14 protein-coding genes are annotated in these 13,992 nt (G+C 29.1%); 6 read left to right on the top strand and 8 right to left on the bottom strand.

The features are described 5' to 3' along the window. Positions 1-3 precede the first annotated feature (3 nt). Positions 4-1,350 (bottom strand): FAD/NAD(P)-binding oxidoreductase, encoded by a 1,347-nt coding sequence (locus Q0731_RS03345; RefSeq protein WP_299059854.1) that lies wholly within the window; start codon positions 1,348-1,350, stop codon positions 4-6. 175 nt (positions 1,351-1,525) lie between these two features. Here Q0731_RS03345 and Q0731_RS03340 point away from each other — a divergent pair, with 175 nt between their 5' ends. From Q0731_RS03340 to Q0731_RS03315, 6 genes are all read left to right on the top strand, one after another. Continuing rightward, complete coding sequence (locus tag Q0731_RS03340) at positions 1,526-2,467, top strand: hypothetical protein (RefSeq protein ID WP_299059851.1); 942 nt, start codon at positions 1,526-1,528, stop codon at positions 2,465-2,467. A 25-nt stretch (positions 2,468-2,492) separates the two neighbouring features. Continuing rightward, the gene (locus Q0731_RS03335) at positions 2,493-3,500 is read left to right on the top strand and encodes a glycoside hydrolase (protein WP_299059848.1); all 1,008 of its coding nucleotides are present in this window, start codon (positions 2,493-2,495) and stop codon (positions 3,498-3,500) included. A 72-nt stretch (positions 3,501-3,572) separates the two neighbouring features. Next, positions 3,573-4,406 carry a universal stress protein gene (locus Q0731_RS03330; protein WP_299059845.1) on the top strand — a complete coding sequence of 278 codons (834 nt, stop codon included), beginning with the start codon at positions 3,573-3,575 and terminating at the stop codon, positions 4,404-4,406. 3 nt (positions 4,407-4,409) lie between these two features. Further along, positions 4,410-5,825 (top strand): hypothetical protein, encoded by a 1,416-nt coding sequence (locus Q0731_RS03325; protein WP_299059842.1) that lies wholly within the window; start codon positions 4,410-4,412, stop codon positions 5,823-5,825. Beyond that, entirely contained in the window at positions 5,825-7,102 is a 1,278-nt protein-coding gene (locus Q0731_RS03320; protein WP_299059839.1) for an outer membrane protein assembly factor, read from the top strand. The genes Q0731_RS03325 and Q0731_RS03320 overlap by 1 nt, the downstream gene beginning before the upstream one ends. Positions 7,103-7,158: 56 nt before the next feature. Further along, positions 7,159-7,890 (top strand): metallophosphoesterase family protein, encoded by a 732-nt coding sequence (locus Q0731_RS03315; RefSeq protein ID WP_299059836.1) that lies wholly within the window; start codon positions 7,159-7,161, stop codon positions 7,888-7,890. Between the two features lie 206 nt (positions 7,891-8,096). Here the strand turns inward: Q0731_RS03315 and Q0731_RS03310 are convergent, their stop codons facing one another. From Q0731_RS03310 to Q0731_RS03280, 7 genes are all read right to left on the bottom strand, one after another. Next, positions 8,097-8,981, bottom strand: coding sequence for a sterol desaturase family protein (locus tag Q0731_RS03310; RefSeq protein ID WP_299059833.1), 885 nt, complete (start codon positions 8,979-8,981; stop codon positions 8,097-8,099). Between the two features lie 56 nt (positions 8,982-9,037). Then, positions 9,038-9,853, bottom strand: a complete 816-nt coding sequence (locus Q0731_RS03305; protein WP_299059830.1) for a purine-nucleoside phosphorylase — start codon at positions 9,851-9,853, stop codon at positions 9,038-9,040. Next, positions 9,854-10,555, bottom strand: a complete 702-nt coding sequence (locus tag Q0731_RS03300) for a DM13 domain-containing protein (protein ID WP_299059828.1) — start codon at positions 10,553-10,555, stop codon at positions 9,854-9,856. It abuts the gene before it with no gap. Between the two features lie 6 nt (positions 10,556-10,561). Then, positions 10,562-11,188 carry a TIGR04282 family arsenosugar biosynthesis glycosyltransferase gene (locus tag Q0731_RS03295; RefSeq protein ID WP_299059827.1) on the bottom strand — a complete coding sequence of 209 codons (627 nt, stop codon included), beginning with the start codon at positions 11,186-11,188 and terminating at the stop codon, positions 10,562-10,564. A gap of 122 nt (positions 11,189-11,310) precedes the next feature. Beyond that, the gene (locus tag Q0731_RS03290) at positions 11,311-11,802 is read right to left on the bottom strand and encodes a rhodanese-like domain-containing protein (RefSeq protein ID WP_299059824.1); all 492 of its coding nucleotides are present in this window, start codon (positions 11,800-11,802) and stop codon (positions 11,311-11,313) included. A gap of 10 nt (positions 11,803-11,812) precedes the next feature. Then, on the bottom strand, positions 11,813-12,640 hold the full coding sequence (locus Q0731_RS03285; protein ID WP_299059821.1) for a metallophosphoesterase family protein: 828 nt from the start codon (positions 12,638-12,640) through the stop codon (positions 11,813-11,815). Beyond that, positions 12,625-13,959: a sodium:solute symporter gene (locus tag Q0731_RS03280; RefSeq protein ID WP_299059818.1), complete on the bottom strand. Its 1,335-nt coding sequence runs from the start codon at positions 13,957-13,959 to the stop codon at positions 12,625-12,627. Before Q0731_RS03280 ends, Q0731_RS03285 begins: the two co-directional genes overlap by 16 nt. Positions 13,960-13,992: the final 33 nt, after the last annotated feature.

Below are 13,992 nucleotides of genomic sequence, written 5' to 3'. Positions count from 1 at the left end.
CGTTTAGCGAGCAAAAATACGTTTCCAACTTTTCTTTTTTAGTAGAATATTGGTGTTGTTTTCTTTGTTAAATTTTGCTAAAATTTCAGCTTCATGTAATTTGTAAAACTCAGGGTCAAAATTAGCATCTGATAAATACTCTAAAACATGTTCAATGGGTTGGTTTTCAGTTAACCATTTGTCAAAAATTTCATGACGCATTCTAATTCCAAATGTATTGATTCCTAAAAATTGATGTGTATTTTTATCAAAAGAAATGGTAATACATTTTAGATCTACTGGATGTTGCCATTGAAAATAAGCTTCATTTTCTTTTTTTCCTTTTTCACTAAAAACCCAACCATAAGTTTGGTATTCTAGATCTAAAAATTTGGCAGAATTAAACCAATGTCCTGGCTTGTATGCTGTTTTTTTATGGCAAATAGTTTGTGCAACAGTTTCTCCCATCATTCTACCAGTATACCAAACTGCTTCTATATTTCTACGTTGTCCAATGGCTTCATGTTGCTCTGCACAATCACCTATTGCATAGATATCTTTTATATTTGTTTCTAAAAAACGATTCACTTTTACACCACGTCCTAATTCAATACCAGAATCTTTTAGAAAATCTATATTTGGTGTTACACCAGCAGTTAAACCAACTACATCACAAAGAATTTCTTCGCCTGTTTCTTCAATTATTATTGATTTTACGCGTCCGTTTTCATCTGCTTTAATTTCTTTTAAATTGGTGTTTAAACGAAGATCTATATGATGCTCTTTAATATGATTGTTTATCATTTTAGATTCTTGTGCAGGTAAAACACCATTCCAAAAACTAGTTTCACGTACTAAAAACGTAACAGGTATCTTTCTACTTCTTAGCATTTCTGCTAATTCAATACCAATCAATCCTCCACCAACAATTACTGCTCTTTTACAGGTTTTATTATCTGGAGCATATTTTTCTAATTTTTCTAAATCTTGTTTATGATACATGCCCATTACACCTTCTAAATCTTGTCCAGGCCAGCCAAATTTATTTGGTTTAGAGCCTGTTGCAATAATTAAAGTATCATAAGTGAGTGTTTCACTATTTGTAAAGTTTAATATTTTTTTGGATGTATCAATATTGCCAACAAAAGCTTCTTTTAATTCGATATTATTTTTATCCCAAAACCAATTTTCATAAGGTTGTGTATGCTCAAACTTCATGTGTCCCATGTATACATACATAAGTGCTGTTCTAGAAAAAAAGTATTTGGTTTCTGCAGAAACGATTGTTATTTTAGAATCAGAATTTTTTCTAATATGTCTTGCAGCAGTAACTCCAGAAATACCGTTACCAATAATTACAATGTGTTTCATAGTTAAATAGTTGTTGCTTTTATGTCGTTTCGAAAGTTAAGAACTTAAAATTTAAATTTGTTTTTATTTGAATTTAGAATCATTATAAATAAAAAACATTTAAAATATTTGTAAGTATATTTATTTCTTCTAGACTTATCTAAAAATTTAATCATAACAATTAATCAATTACATAATGAAAAATAACATTTCTAAAATAGTTTTAATAGCACTATTGTTTTTAAGCTATAACTTTGTTGCACAAGATGATGAAAATGCAAAAAGTAACATACAAACTTATACACCTTCTAAATTATTAAGTAAAGGACAATGGGATATTAAGTTTTTTAATAATTTATACACTGAAACAGAAGATTTATTTGGGCCAAATGAAACTAAAAGAACAAAACCTAGAGAAACTTTTTTTACATCTACTTTAGAAATTTTTACGGGTGTTTCTGATAATGAGAGGCTAAATGTTGGTGTGTTATTAGAATACAGATCAAATGCAATAAATGGTAAAAATGCTACTTCTGTTTTTGGTTTTAGTAACGATGCTAGTTCAGTAAATGGCTTAACATCTATAGCACCTGCATTAAAATGGCAACCTATAGAAGGTGTGGGTAATTTTTCTATTCAAAGTGCATTTCATATTCCTGTAATAGATCAAGAAACAGAAAAAGGATTAAAAGATGTTGAAGGGAATATCATTAATAATGCTGTGTTTTTAGATCAAAATGGATTTACATTTCAAAACAGATTCTTTTTTGATTATACGTTGCCAAGTGGAGATTGGCAGTTATTTACAGAGTTAAATACAGAATATCATTTTGGAGATGATTCTTTAGAAGATAGCAATGGAAATAGAGTTGAAGGTAGTTTTGCTAACGATACTTTTGTTTTAGCTCCAGGTGTTTTTATGAGTTATTTTCCAAGTGATAAATCTACAATTTTAGCTTTTGCACAACATTTTCAACGTTTTGGAGATTTTGAACAAGACTTTACTTCTTTGGGTTTTGGTGGTAAATACCAATTAACAGAAGTTTTAAACTTAGAGGTTTTATATAGCAAATTTGTAAGAGGAAATGCAACAGGTTTAGGGCAAAGTTTTAACATTGGTTTAAGAGCCTTGTTTTAAACAATAATTTAAATTAGGAGCAAATATGAAAATAAATAAACTCCTTTTTTTATTGCTGATAGTATGCCAAATATCCTGCAATAGTCAACAGAAAAAAATAAACGGAATTAGTTTTGTAGCTTCTAGAGATTCTATAAGTAACAAACATATAACACCAATATTAAAGGCACAAGGCAATTATGTTGCATTGATGCCTTTTGGTTTTATTAGTGATGTATCTTCTGCAAAAATTACTTTTAATTCTAAAAGACAATGGTTTGGAGAAACTAAAAAAGGGTTGCTACAATATGCTAAAAAATTTCAAAAGGAGGGTGTAGAAATTATGGTAAAACCTCAAATATGGATTCATAAAGGATTGTATACAGGGCTTATTGAAATGGATTCTGAAGAAGATTGGACTATTTTAGAACAAACATATACCAAATTTATTTTAACCTATGCAAAAGCAGCACAAGCTTTAAAAGCAAATATATTTTGTATTGGTACAGAATTAGAAAATTTTGTAACAAAAAGACCTAAATATTGGCAAAACCTAATCGTAAAAATCAAACAAATTTATAAAGGGAAATTAACTTACGCTGCAAATTGGGACGAATATAAACGCATACCTTTTTGGGCTGATTTAGATTATATTGGTATTGATGCTTATTTTCCTTTAAGTGATAAAAAAACACCAACCATTAAAGAATTTGAATTGGGTTGGCAGCCACATAAAAAAGAAATACTACAAATTCAGAAGCAATTAAACAAGCCTGTTTTATTTACAGAATTTGGGTATAGAAGTATCGATTTTACAGGAAAAGAACCTTGGAAATCTGATAGAGTAGCAGGCAATGTTAATTTAGAGGCACAAGTAAATGGACTCAAAGCAATTCACAATCAATTCTGGAAAGAAGATTGGTTTGCAGGTGGTTTTATTTGGAAATGGTTTCATAATTATGAAAATGTAGGGGGAGAAAGCAATAACAGATTTACACCACAAAACAAGCCAGCAGAATTTGTGTTGAGAGAATTATACAAGCAGAAACAGTAAAATTAAAACATGATAAATGTCTTAATTTATATCATCTATAACAGTTAAATTTGTTTGTATAATATCACAATTATGAAAAAAATTATTGTTCCCATAGATTTTTCTGCACATTCTGAGTTTGCTCTTAAAACTGCAGCATCTTTAGCTAAAAAATATAATGCAACTATTTATGCATTACACATGTTAGATATTCAAGAAATATCTTTATCTGAAAGTGAAGTGTATCAGCAAGAAAAAGCGATTTATTTTTTAAAAATTGCAGAAAAAAAAATTAAAAAATTTTTAGAAAAAGACTATTTAAAAGAATTGAACGTTATACCTATTATCAAACATTTTAAAGTTTTTAGTGAGGTAACTAAAATAGCAGAAGAGGTAAAAGCAGATTTTATAATAATGGGTTCTCATGGAGCAACTGGTTTAAAAGAATTTTTTATAGGTTCTAATACAGAAAAGGTAGTAAGGCACTCTAATTTACCCGTTTTAGTTATTAAAAATGAAATGGTAAATGCAGATTTTTCTGATATTGTACTGGCAACAGACTTTTCAGATGAGAGTATTCCTGCTTTTAAAAGACTCTTAAAATCTTTAGATTTTTTAAACGCTCAAAAGCATATTTTATATGTTAATTTACCTAAAGAAAATTTTAAAACAACTTCTGAAATGGAAAAAATGGCAAATAATTTTTTGATGAAAGCCGAAGGAAATTCAGATAGAATGATTAACGTAAACTATATTTGTGAACATACTATTGAAAAAGGAATTCTTAGCTTTGCTAATATTGTTGGTGCAGATTTAATTTCTGTAATTACACATGGTAGAAAAGGATTATCTCATATTTTTGCAGGAAGTATTGCAGAAGATATCGCAAATCATTCTACCTTGCCAATTATGACTATTAAAATTTAATACATGTCTTTTAAAAAATTATTGTTACCCCTTTTTGTTGTTGTTTTTATCTTTTCATGTACTGAAGATACTGATATTTCAGTTCCTAGAAATTTAGAAGAATATATAACATCTTCATTTAACAACAATTTTGGTGAAGTTATTGCCTGTGCAGCTTCTGCTCCTGAAAGTAAAAGTTTGTCTTATATTTTTTATTATCCAGAAGTTGGTGCTAGAGATATTAGATATTATGAAGCAGATAGTTTAAATGTAGATGAAAATGATTTTTCTAAATACAGAAGAAAAAATTTAGAGATTACAGATGTTTTTGGAGGAAAATTACAACGATTTTCTAGAACAGATGAATCTGAAAATTGGTGTTTAGTAACCTATGTTTTAAATGGTAAATTACATAAATCGAACCCAATTCGTTTAAAAAACAACTCAAAATCTACAACTTGGACGAATGAAGTTACTATTGATTTTCCTGAAACTCTAGAGCCAAAATTTACTTGGACGGATATAAAAGATGTGGATGATGCTATTTATTTTCAAGTAATATCTGAAAAACAAACAGATACATTTGTTTCTGGAACTTACACAAATGATACTTTTTTTAATTATTTTGATGCTACTAATATTGTTTTAAATATAAATGTACCAGAAACACCAGATAGTTTAGAGGAAGATATTGAATATCTTTTTACACTAATGGGGGTTAGTGAAGATAATTGGGTAAATACAGTAGTAGAACAAACGTTTATACCAAGAAATTTAGAAGAATATTTAGCTTTAAATTCAACAAAAACAATCGAAAAAATAACTGCTTTTGCTGCAAGTGCCAATAATTCTGATGAGCTAACTTATGTATATTATCAATCTTTAATAGGTGCAACAGATTTTAGGTATTATGAAACAGATAATACAGCTGCAATTGCAACTGATTTTAGTGCGTACAGAAGAGTAAATTTATCAGACAATGCAGAGTTTGGTGGAAAGTTTAGAAGGTATTCTAGAACAAATACTGAAGAAAGTTGGAGTGTTGTAACTTATGTTATTGGAGATAAGCTATACAAATCAGCTCCTGTTAAAATAAAAATGAATGATAAACCTACTGAATATATAACCATAACAGATCAAGATGATAAAATAGATTTTACAGCTAGATTAGAACCAAAATTTATTTGGGAAGATGAAAAGTATGGAGATAGTGTTACTTATTTTCAAGTAATTACCAATAGTAGCAACGACTTTTTATCAGGTACATTTACAACAGAAAAAACATTTCAGTATAATAATTTTACCAATATAACATCAAATATAAATACAGAAACCCCTGCAGAATTAATTTTTGATGACGAATATAGGTTTACTTTAATGGGCATAGATTCAGAAAACTGGGTAAATTTTATATATCAGCAATCATTTATAGCAAGATAATGAAGTTTAAAAATATTTTTATTTATCTTTTTTTATCATTTTCAGCACTTGTGTTTTCTCAAGAAAAAATAATTGCAGAAATTAAAATTAATGGTACAAAAAGGTTGAAAGAATCTTTTATTCACAAACTTTTAATTAGTGAAAAGGGAGCTGTTTTAGATTCTATTTCTTTAGAAAAAGATATCACTCTTTTAAATCGATTACCAGCTGTTAGTCATGCTTATTATCAAGTGTTTTATTCACATGATAATTTTTACAATGTGTTTATATACGTTGAAGAAAATTTTACAATTCTACCAGGAATCAATATCTGGACCACCACCAATAAACAGTTTTCATATAAATTAGATTTGTATGATTATAACTTTTTAGGAAGAAATATTACTTTTGGGGGCTTTTATCAACGCAATCGTTTTGATTCTTATGGCATCAATTTTAAAGCACCCAATTTGTTCTCTAAAAAATGGGGTTTGGCAATAAATCATCAAGATTGGAAAAGTGAAGAACCACTCTATTTTAATGATAAAACAGCTAATTTTTCTTACAATAATATTTCTTTCGAAGTTTTAGGTTTGTATCAAATTAATATTAAAAATGAAATTAATTTTGGTGTAAACCTTTTTAATGAAAAATATCAATTTTTATCAGGAGATACAGATCCATCAATCCCCACAATTCCTATAGATTTAGATAAAGTACTTTTTAAATTGGTTTATAATTATGATACTTTAGACTATTATTATCAATATGTTAATGGTTTTAAAAGTACATTGTTTGCACAGTATGTTTCTACAAAAAATAGTTATCAGAATAGTTTTTTTATTGCTTGGAATGATTTTTTCTACTACAAAAGAATTGGCGATAAAGGCAATTGGGCAAACAGAGTTCGTTTTGGCTTGTCATCAAATGAAAACACACCCTTTGCACCTTTTGCTTTAGATAACAATGTAAACTTAAGAGGGGTTGGTATTTTAATAGATAGGGGTACAGGTAGCTTTGTGTGGAATACTGAATACAGACATACAGTTTATGAAAAAGATTGGATGGCAATACAAACCAACGTTTTTTCTGATATTGGTTCTTGGAGAAATCCAGGAGGAACATTAGATGATTTTTTTGAAAAAGATAATGTTAGAATTTATTCTGGTTTTGGACTTCGATTTATTAGTAAAAAAATATACAATGCCACTTTTAGAATCGATTATGGCTTTAGTTTGCTAAATCAAAATGGAAACTCTAAAGGAGGTTTGGTTTTTGGAATTGGTCAATATTTTTAAATAACATTTCTTCACTTTTCATAAGAAACCCTTAGTTTTGCAAAAAATTAAATTAGATGAGAACTTTTGCAATTGGTGATATTCATGGAGGTTTAAAAGCCTTAGTTCAGGTTTTAAATAAATTAGGACTTAAAGAAGGTGATGCCCTAATTTTTATGGGAGATTATGTAGATGGTTGGAGTGAATCTGCACAAGTGGTTCAGTTTTTAATAGATTTGGCTCAGAAGTTTGACTGTATTTTTATCAAAGGAAATCATGATGTTTGGTGCCAAAATTGGTTAAAAGACAATAATGATGTAAATCCTTCTTGGTTTATGCATGGAGGTAAAGAAACCATGGAAAGTTATGATGGATTTTCTATCGAAGAAAAAAAGGAACATTTACAGTTTTTCGAAAACATGAAAATGTACTATTTAGATACTAAAAATAGATTGTTTTTACACGCAGGTTTTACAGCGATGAATGGTGTAGAAAATGAAACGTATACACACAAATTTTGTACAGACAGAACTTTATGGGAGTTGGCTTTAGCTATGGATAAAAACATTGGTTTAACTCACAAAACCTATCCTAAAAGATTACAACACTATACAGAAATTTATATAGGTCATACACCTACTACAAATTATAACGAATTTGAACCAATGAATGCAATAAATGTTTGGAATATCGATACAGGGGCTGCATTTAAAGGAAAGGTTACTGCTATAAATATAGATACAAAAGCCTATTTTCAAAGTGATAATTTGCCAAGTTTATACCCAAATGAAAAAGGTAGAAATAAATAGTTTTTCACCTTTTTTGTAATTTAAAACACAGAGAGAAATCTTATTAAGCTACTTTTTTTTTGAAGCTATTTCCAGCTTTCATTACTCGCTTTTTTTACCTGAAAAAGGTAAAAAAGAGCTCAAACAGTTAGCCTGTCTTGAGCGAAGTCGAAAGATTCAATCTGGGCTAAACTTGTTTGCCAACTTTTATAAAATAATTAGCGTAATTATTTTTTAGAAAACGGATACAATTCTTGATGCACAAAATCTTTAGGGAAATCTTCATCACCATTAAATCCTATTTCAATATCTCTACCAGAATGTGGTATGTAATTGGTCTTAAAAAGATAATCCCAAACACTTAAGGTTAATCCAAAATTAACCCCAAACTTTCGTTCTTTAGGTAACTTTTTAGAGTGATGCCAAATATGCATTTTTGGGTTGTTTAAAATATACTTTAACCAACCATAATCCCAATTAATATTTGCATGATTTAAGTGCCCTATTGTAATGTTAAAAAAATGGACAAACGCTACATCTTGGGCTGTAAACCCACCAATAATTGCTAAAGGAATATAACGTAAAGAGTTGTAAACAACAGGTTCCATCCAATGGTAACGTAAATGAGCAGCAAACCCCATTTGTTTTACAGAGTGGTGTACTTTATGAAAATTCCAAAGAAATTCTACTCTATGCAGTAATCTATGTGTCCACCATTGTGTAAAATCAACCACAATAAAAAAGATAAAAATTCTCCCCAAAAATGGCAATTTATTAATTTCTAAGAGTTGAAAGTTAGCAATCGTTAAACCAACAATACCTAAAATATCATTAAATAATTGAGCGGCAGAATTAGACAAAGCAATCAACACAATTAAATTCAATAAAAAGAAATTGAAAAACATGTAAAAAGTATCCAACCAAAAGTCTTTTCTAAATAAAGATTGATTTTTTCGCCAAGGAAAAATAGCTTCTAACCACCAAACAACCAAAGAAATGATGATTAATCCGTAGAAATAATTCTCCCAATTCAACTCCATTAAAACAGATTGTTTAATGTAATTCCAATAATTGGAGTAGGATGTTTGTATGATGTCTAGGTATTTGTTCATTGTATTTTATAGTTGTAAAGATCCTTTAGGGGTTTAAAATAAAGGGATTCAATTACCTATATAACCTTTAAAGTTTCTTTAAATAAAGTAATCATTTTAGGTTCTGCTTCTCCTGCAATTGCAATAATTTCTGCAATATTTACAGGTTGTAAATTTTTAGGATCACATTCATCTGTTAGCACAGAAATAGCTGCACAAGGCAAGTTGAGTTGTTTTGCTACAATAACTTCTGGCACAGTACTCATACCCACAGCATCTGTTTCTAAAATTTGTAACATTCTATATTCTGCCCTGGTTTCTAATTGTGGGCCTAAAACACTTGCATAAACTCCTTTGTGTAATAAAATGTTTTGTTGAGAAGCTATTTCAATAATTTTTGCATTTAATTCACTAGAGTAAGGAGCTAGCATATCTGCAAAAATATTACCAAAATTGTTAGCACCTTTAAAAGCCAAAGGAGAAGAACCTTGTAAATTTATGTGATCTTCAAGCAACATTAAATCTCCTTTTTTATAGTTGAGGTTTATAGCTCCTGCAGCATTAGAAATTAATAAGTTTTTAATGCCTAAACCATGCATAGTTCTAATCCCATAGGTTACTTCCCAAGCATTGTAACCTTCATATAAATGAAATCTGCCCGACATAACCAATACCTTTTTTCCAGATAATTGTCCGTAAATTAATTTACCAGAATGAAATTCTACGGTTGCTTGTGGAAAGTGTGGTATCTCTAAATAAGGTATTTCTTTATCAATAGAAATTTCGTCAATCAACTTACCTAAACCTGTTCCTAAAACAATGCCGATTTCTGGATTTTCAATTCCTTTACCTTTTAAAAAATCGATTGTTTCTTTTAATTGTTGCTGTTTCATTTACTGAATTACTAATTTTTGACTCTTCGTTTTTCCATCAATATTAATTTTAACAAGGTAAATGCCTTCATTTAAAGAAGAAATATCAATCGAATTTTGTTTGATGTTAGGTTGATGTAAAACCTGTTTGCCTAAAAGATTAAAAATACGAATTTCTACAGAAACTTTATCAAGTTGGGTAATATGAATTTTGTTTTTTGCAGGGTTTGGATATATAGAAATATTATTAACTGCAAAATTATCAATATTTAAAACATTACAACTACTACTTTTAAAAGAAGTAAAGGTGCCTACATCCCAAAACTGATTAAATCGTAAGCAGTAAAAAAACACCCTATCAAATTTAGTAATATCTGTATTTTGAGGGATGCTAGCAGTGTAACTTTGTGCACCAGAAAAGCCAATTAAACCAAACGAAATATTTTCTAAGTTTTCTGGATTTAAACTTTTTAACTGTGAAATAGATTTCCCTTCAGATTTTATAAGATACAATCTAACATCGGGTCCAGAAGCGGTTTCAAAGTTGCTAGCAAAGTTAATAGTAGCAGTATTATTAGTGTTTAAAGTTACAGAAACATCACCAGAAATATTATAAGATGGTACAGTAGTATTGTTTCCAAAACTAGAGGCATTTTCTATGCATTGTCCCTGAAGCTGTAAAAAAGAAAAGCTTAAAAAAGTAATCAGTAAAAGTGTTTTCATTTGGTGTTATTTAGAATTTATAAACGTTTGCATAATTTCAGGAATATTAATAATATCCTCATATACATCTATGTCGTTTTTAATCTCTAATAATTTCACTTTTTGATCAGTTAAATCATTTAATGTGTCTTTTCTAACAGTTTCTGTACCCCAATCTTTATTTTTAAAGACTTTTTCATGTAAAGAATTCATCCCAAGTAAATAATAACCTCCATCTTTTGCAGGTCCAATTACTACATCATTTGTTTCTAATTCTAAAAATGCTTTTTCTATGTTTTTTGATGATAAATCGTTCAAATCACTTCCAATAATCATTACTTTTTTATAACCAGCATTAAAACCGTTTTTAAAAGCATTTAACATTCTAATTCCTAAATCGTCTCCAACTTGTTGGTGTTTTTGATAAATTTCAGGATCCCAAATGTCATTTTCTCTAACTTTTACAGAATAATACACTGCTTTATCAGCAGCTACTTTTGTAGAAATATCTCTGGTTTTTTGTAATAAAAATTTATAAATATCTAAAGCAGTTTTATCTCCAACAGTTTTTGCTAAACGTGTTTTTGCTTTGCCTAATTCAGGATTTCTTGTAAAAATTAAAAGAAGGTTTTTACTGGTTGATTTTTTTATCATTGAACTTATTACTTAAAATATTTTCACCACATAGAAAACTTAGTCTATGTTTCTATGTGGTGAAATTTTTGTTTTCAGCAGTGATAACTGAAAAACTGAGATTGAATACTATGAACTAAATTTTAATAAACTTTTTCTCCTTTTGTAAGCCATTTACTCCAGTTTTTATTAAAAGTGTGCACTTTTTCTGTTGTATTACCTAAAGTATCAATTACTTGAAAATCTGCATTTTTCCATTCAAAAATACCACCATATAAATTGTAAACATTTGTATAGCCTTCTTTAATTAGTTTGTTTGCAATATTTTCTGATCTAATGCCTAAAGAGCAATAGACTACAATTTTTGCATTTTTATCTTCGGGTAATTTAGGAATTGTTTCTTTTAATTTAAACTTATCATAGCCCACAAAAATAGCATCTTTTATATGGCTAGTTTTAAATTCTTCTTCTTCTCTTGCATCTAATAAAATAGCTTCTGTTTTAGGCATTGCTAAAGTTTCAACAGAAATATAAGGCACACTGTTGTGATTCCATTTATTTAAAAGTTTGTCTAATTTTTTTTGTGCTGTAACTGATGATGTAATCAGTAGAAATAAAATAAAAATTTTCTTCATAATAATTAGGTTATAATTGTATTCCAAATCCTTGCAAACCACTTTCTATTGATGGTAAAATCTCTGTATTATCCCAAATTCCAGTAACAATAGTTCTAGAGTATTCTTCTGGAAGCAGTCCATTTTGCATTAATTTGCTTGTTAATTTATAATTGTAATTTAAGGTTTTATGTGTAAAGTTAAAACTATTATTTGAATCGTCTAAAATTGCATACCAAACATCTGGATTCCCATCATTTGCTGGCATTCCTATAACTCCTGGATTCAACCATAACTTTTCTTTTTCTTGATGATGAAAGGGCAATCCACAATGTCCTGCAATAATTACATCACTTTTAGTGGCTTCAAAATTTTGCTTTTTAATTTCCCAATCTGTAGATTTAAAAATAAATTCAGAAACATTAAAATAAGAACCGTGAACAACAGTTACTTTTTTATCAGCATAATTAAAACTAATATTATTTGGCAATGTTTTTAAAAAATCTAACGAATTTTTAGACAATTTACTCTGTGCAAAAGGATACCAAAGTTGCGAAAATCCATCACATCTAGAACCTTCTCTAAAATCGCAACCACAATCGTCTGCGTTTTCACTTAACTGAATTTCTACATTGCCAGCTATACTTTTTGCTCCCCACAATTTTAATAATTGCACAGTTTCTTCTGGTTGAGCACAATAGCCAACAACATCGCCAGTGCAAAAACAATTTTCTGGAGCAATATTTTCTTTTTCGGCAATTTGTTTTAAAGCCTCTAAAGCCTGTAAATTGCTATAAACACCACCAAAAAGCACTATTTTTCCTGATATTTTGCCTAAATCTACTATTTTTTGATCCATTTTGGAATAAAATATAAAATGATACAACTTAAAATTCCCCAAAGATTTACCCAAAGTAAACTTGCGTATTTCCCTTTTGTAAAAATTAATGCTTGAGGAAAAGCATCAAACACCAATAAGATACCAAAAATTAAACCACAAAAAATACTCAAATAAAAACTGATTTTTGGTACTTTAACACTCCAGAAAATAAAAATAGGAGTCAAACCAATTACCATTGTTCCAGAAATGGTGGTTGCAGATAAAATTTCTGCTCCGAAAAAAACGGGTAATGTTCCTAAAATAGCCACTATTATCATGGTTAATCTCCCAAAGGAAACTGTTTTTTTGATGTTTAAATCAATGGCAATCAATTTAGAAAATGATGAAAAAGTAGAATCTAATGTAGAAGCTGCAGAGGTTATCATAATAAAATTAATCACTAATAAAATAACAACTCCAAAAGCTTTTCCAACTTCAACAGCAGCTTGACCTTGCATTCCTTTTGTTTGTGCATACACCCCAATCAAACTAAATAAAACAATACAAATTGCACCTAAAATACTTGCCCATAAAAAACTTTTACGAGTTACTTTTGGCAAGGATATAAAACCTCTATCTGTTAAAACAGGATCGTGAAAAGGATAACTAAAAGATTGTAAAAGTGCTGCAAAAAAGAGGTTTAACCCGAGTTCAAAACTCCAAGTTCCTGAAGTAACTATTTGTTCTGTAGAAAAATCATCTGTAGTAAAAATGGTTCCTAAAATAATCATCAACAAAACAGAAAATAACACCATTTGAATAACATCTGTAAAAATGGAACTACTTAAACCACCTTTAATAGCGTAACTTAAAGTCAAAAGAGTAAATAGAATAATTGCCCAATAATAAGAGGAAGTACCCATTTCTCCAAAATAACTCCCAATAACCATTGTATTACTCCAAACTTCATTAAAAAGTCTGAAAGCAATCAAAATAGAAAAAATTGCCATCGCATTTTTTCCGAATTTAGAAATCAGAAATTCGTGAATACTTTTAAAGTTTCCTTTGGTTCTTAATTGATAAATAATGATTCCAGCAACTGCAAAAGACAAATAATAACCTGCATAAGCAACGCCACCAACTAGGCCAAAATCTAGTCCTAAATTTGCGGCGTTTGTAATGCTTTTAGCAAAAATCCAAGAAATAATTAAGCTCCCTGTTAATACCAAAGAATTGGGCGCTTTTTTCTTATTCACAGCTTTAAAAAACTGATCTGTGGTTTTTGCTAAAGGAGACAAGAAAAATAATATCAAACTTGATATTAAAATTAATCCCCATTGATAATTAATTACTTCCATATTTTTACAGAAGACTTCACAGGTTTTTAAGAC

Origin of the sequence: uncultured Polaribacter sp., assembly GCF_947497695.1 — a bacterium.
Lineage (GTDB): Bacteria > Bacteroidota > Bacteroidia > Flavobacteriales > Flavobacteriaceae > Polaribacter.
This window is presented reverse-complemented; position numbering and strand designations above follow the sequence as displayed.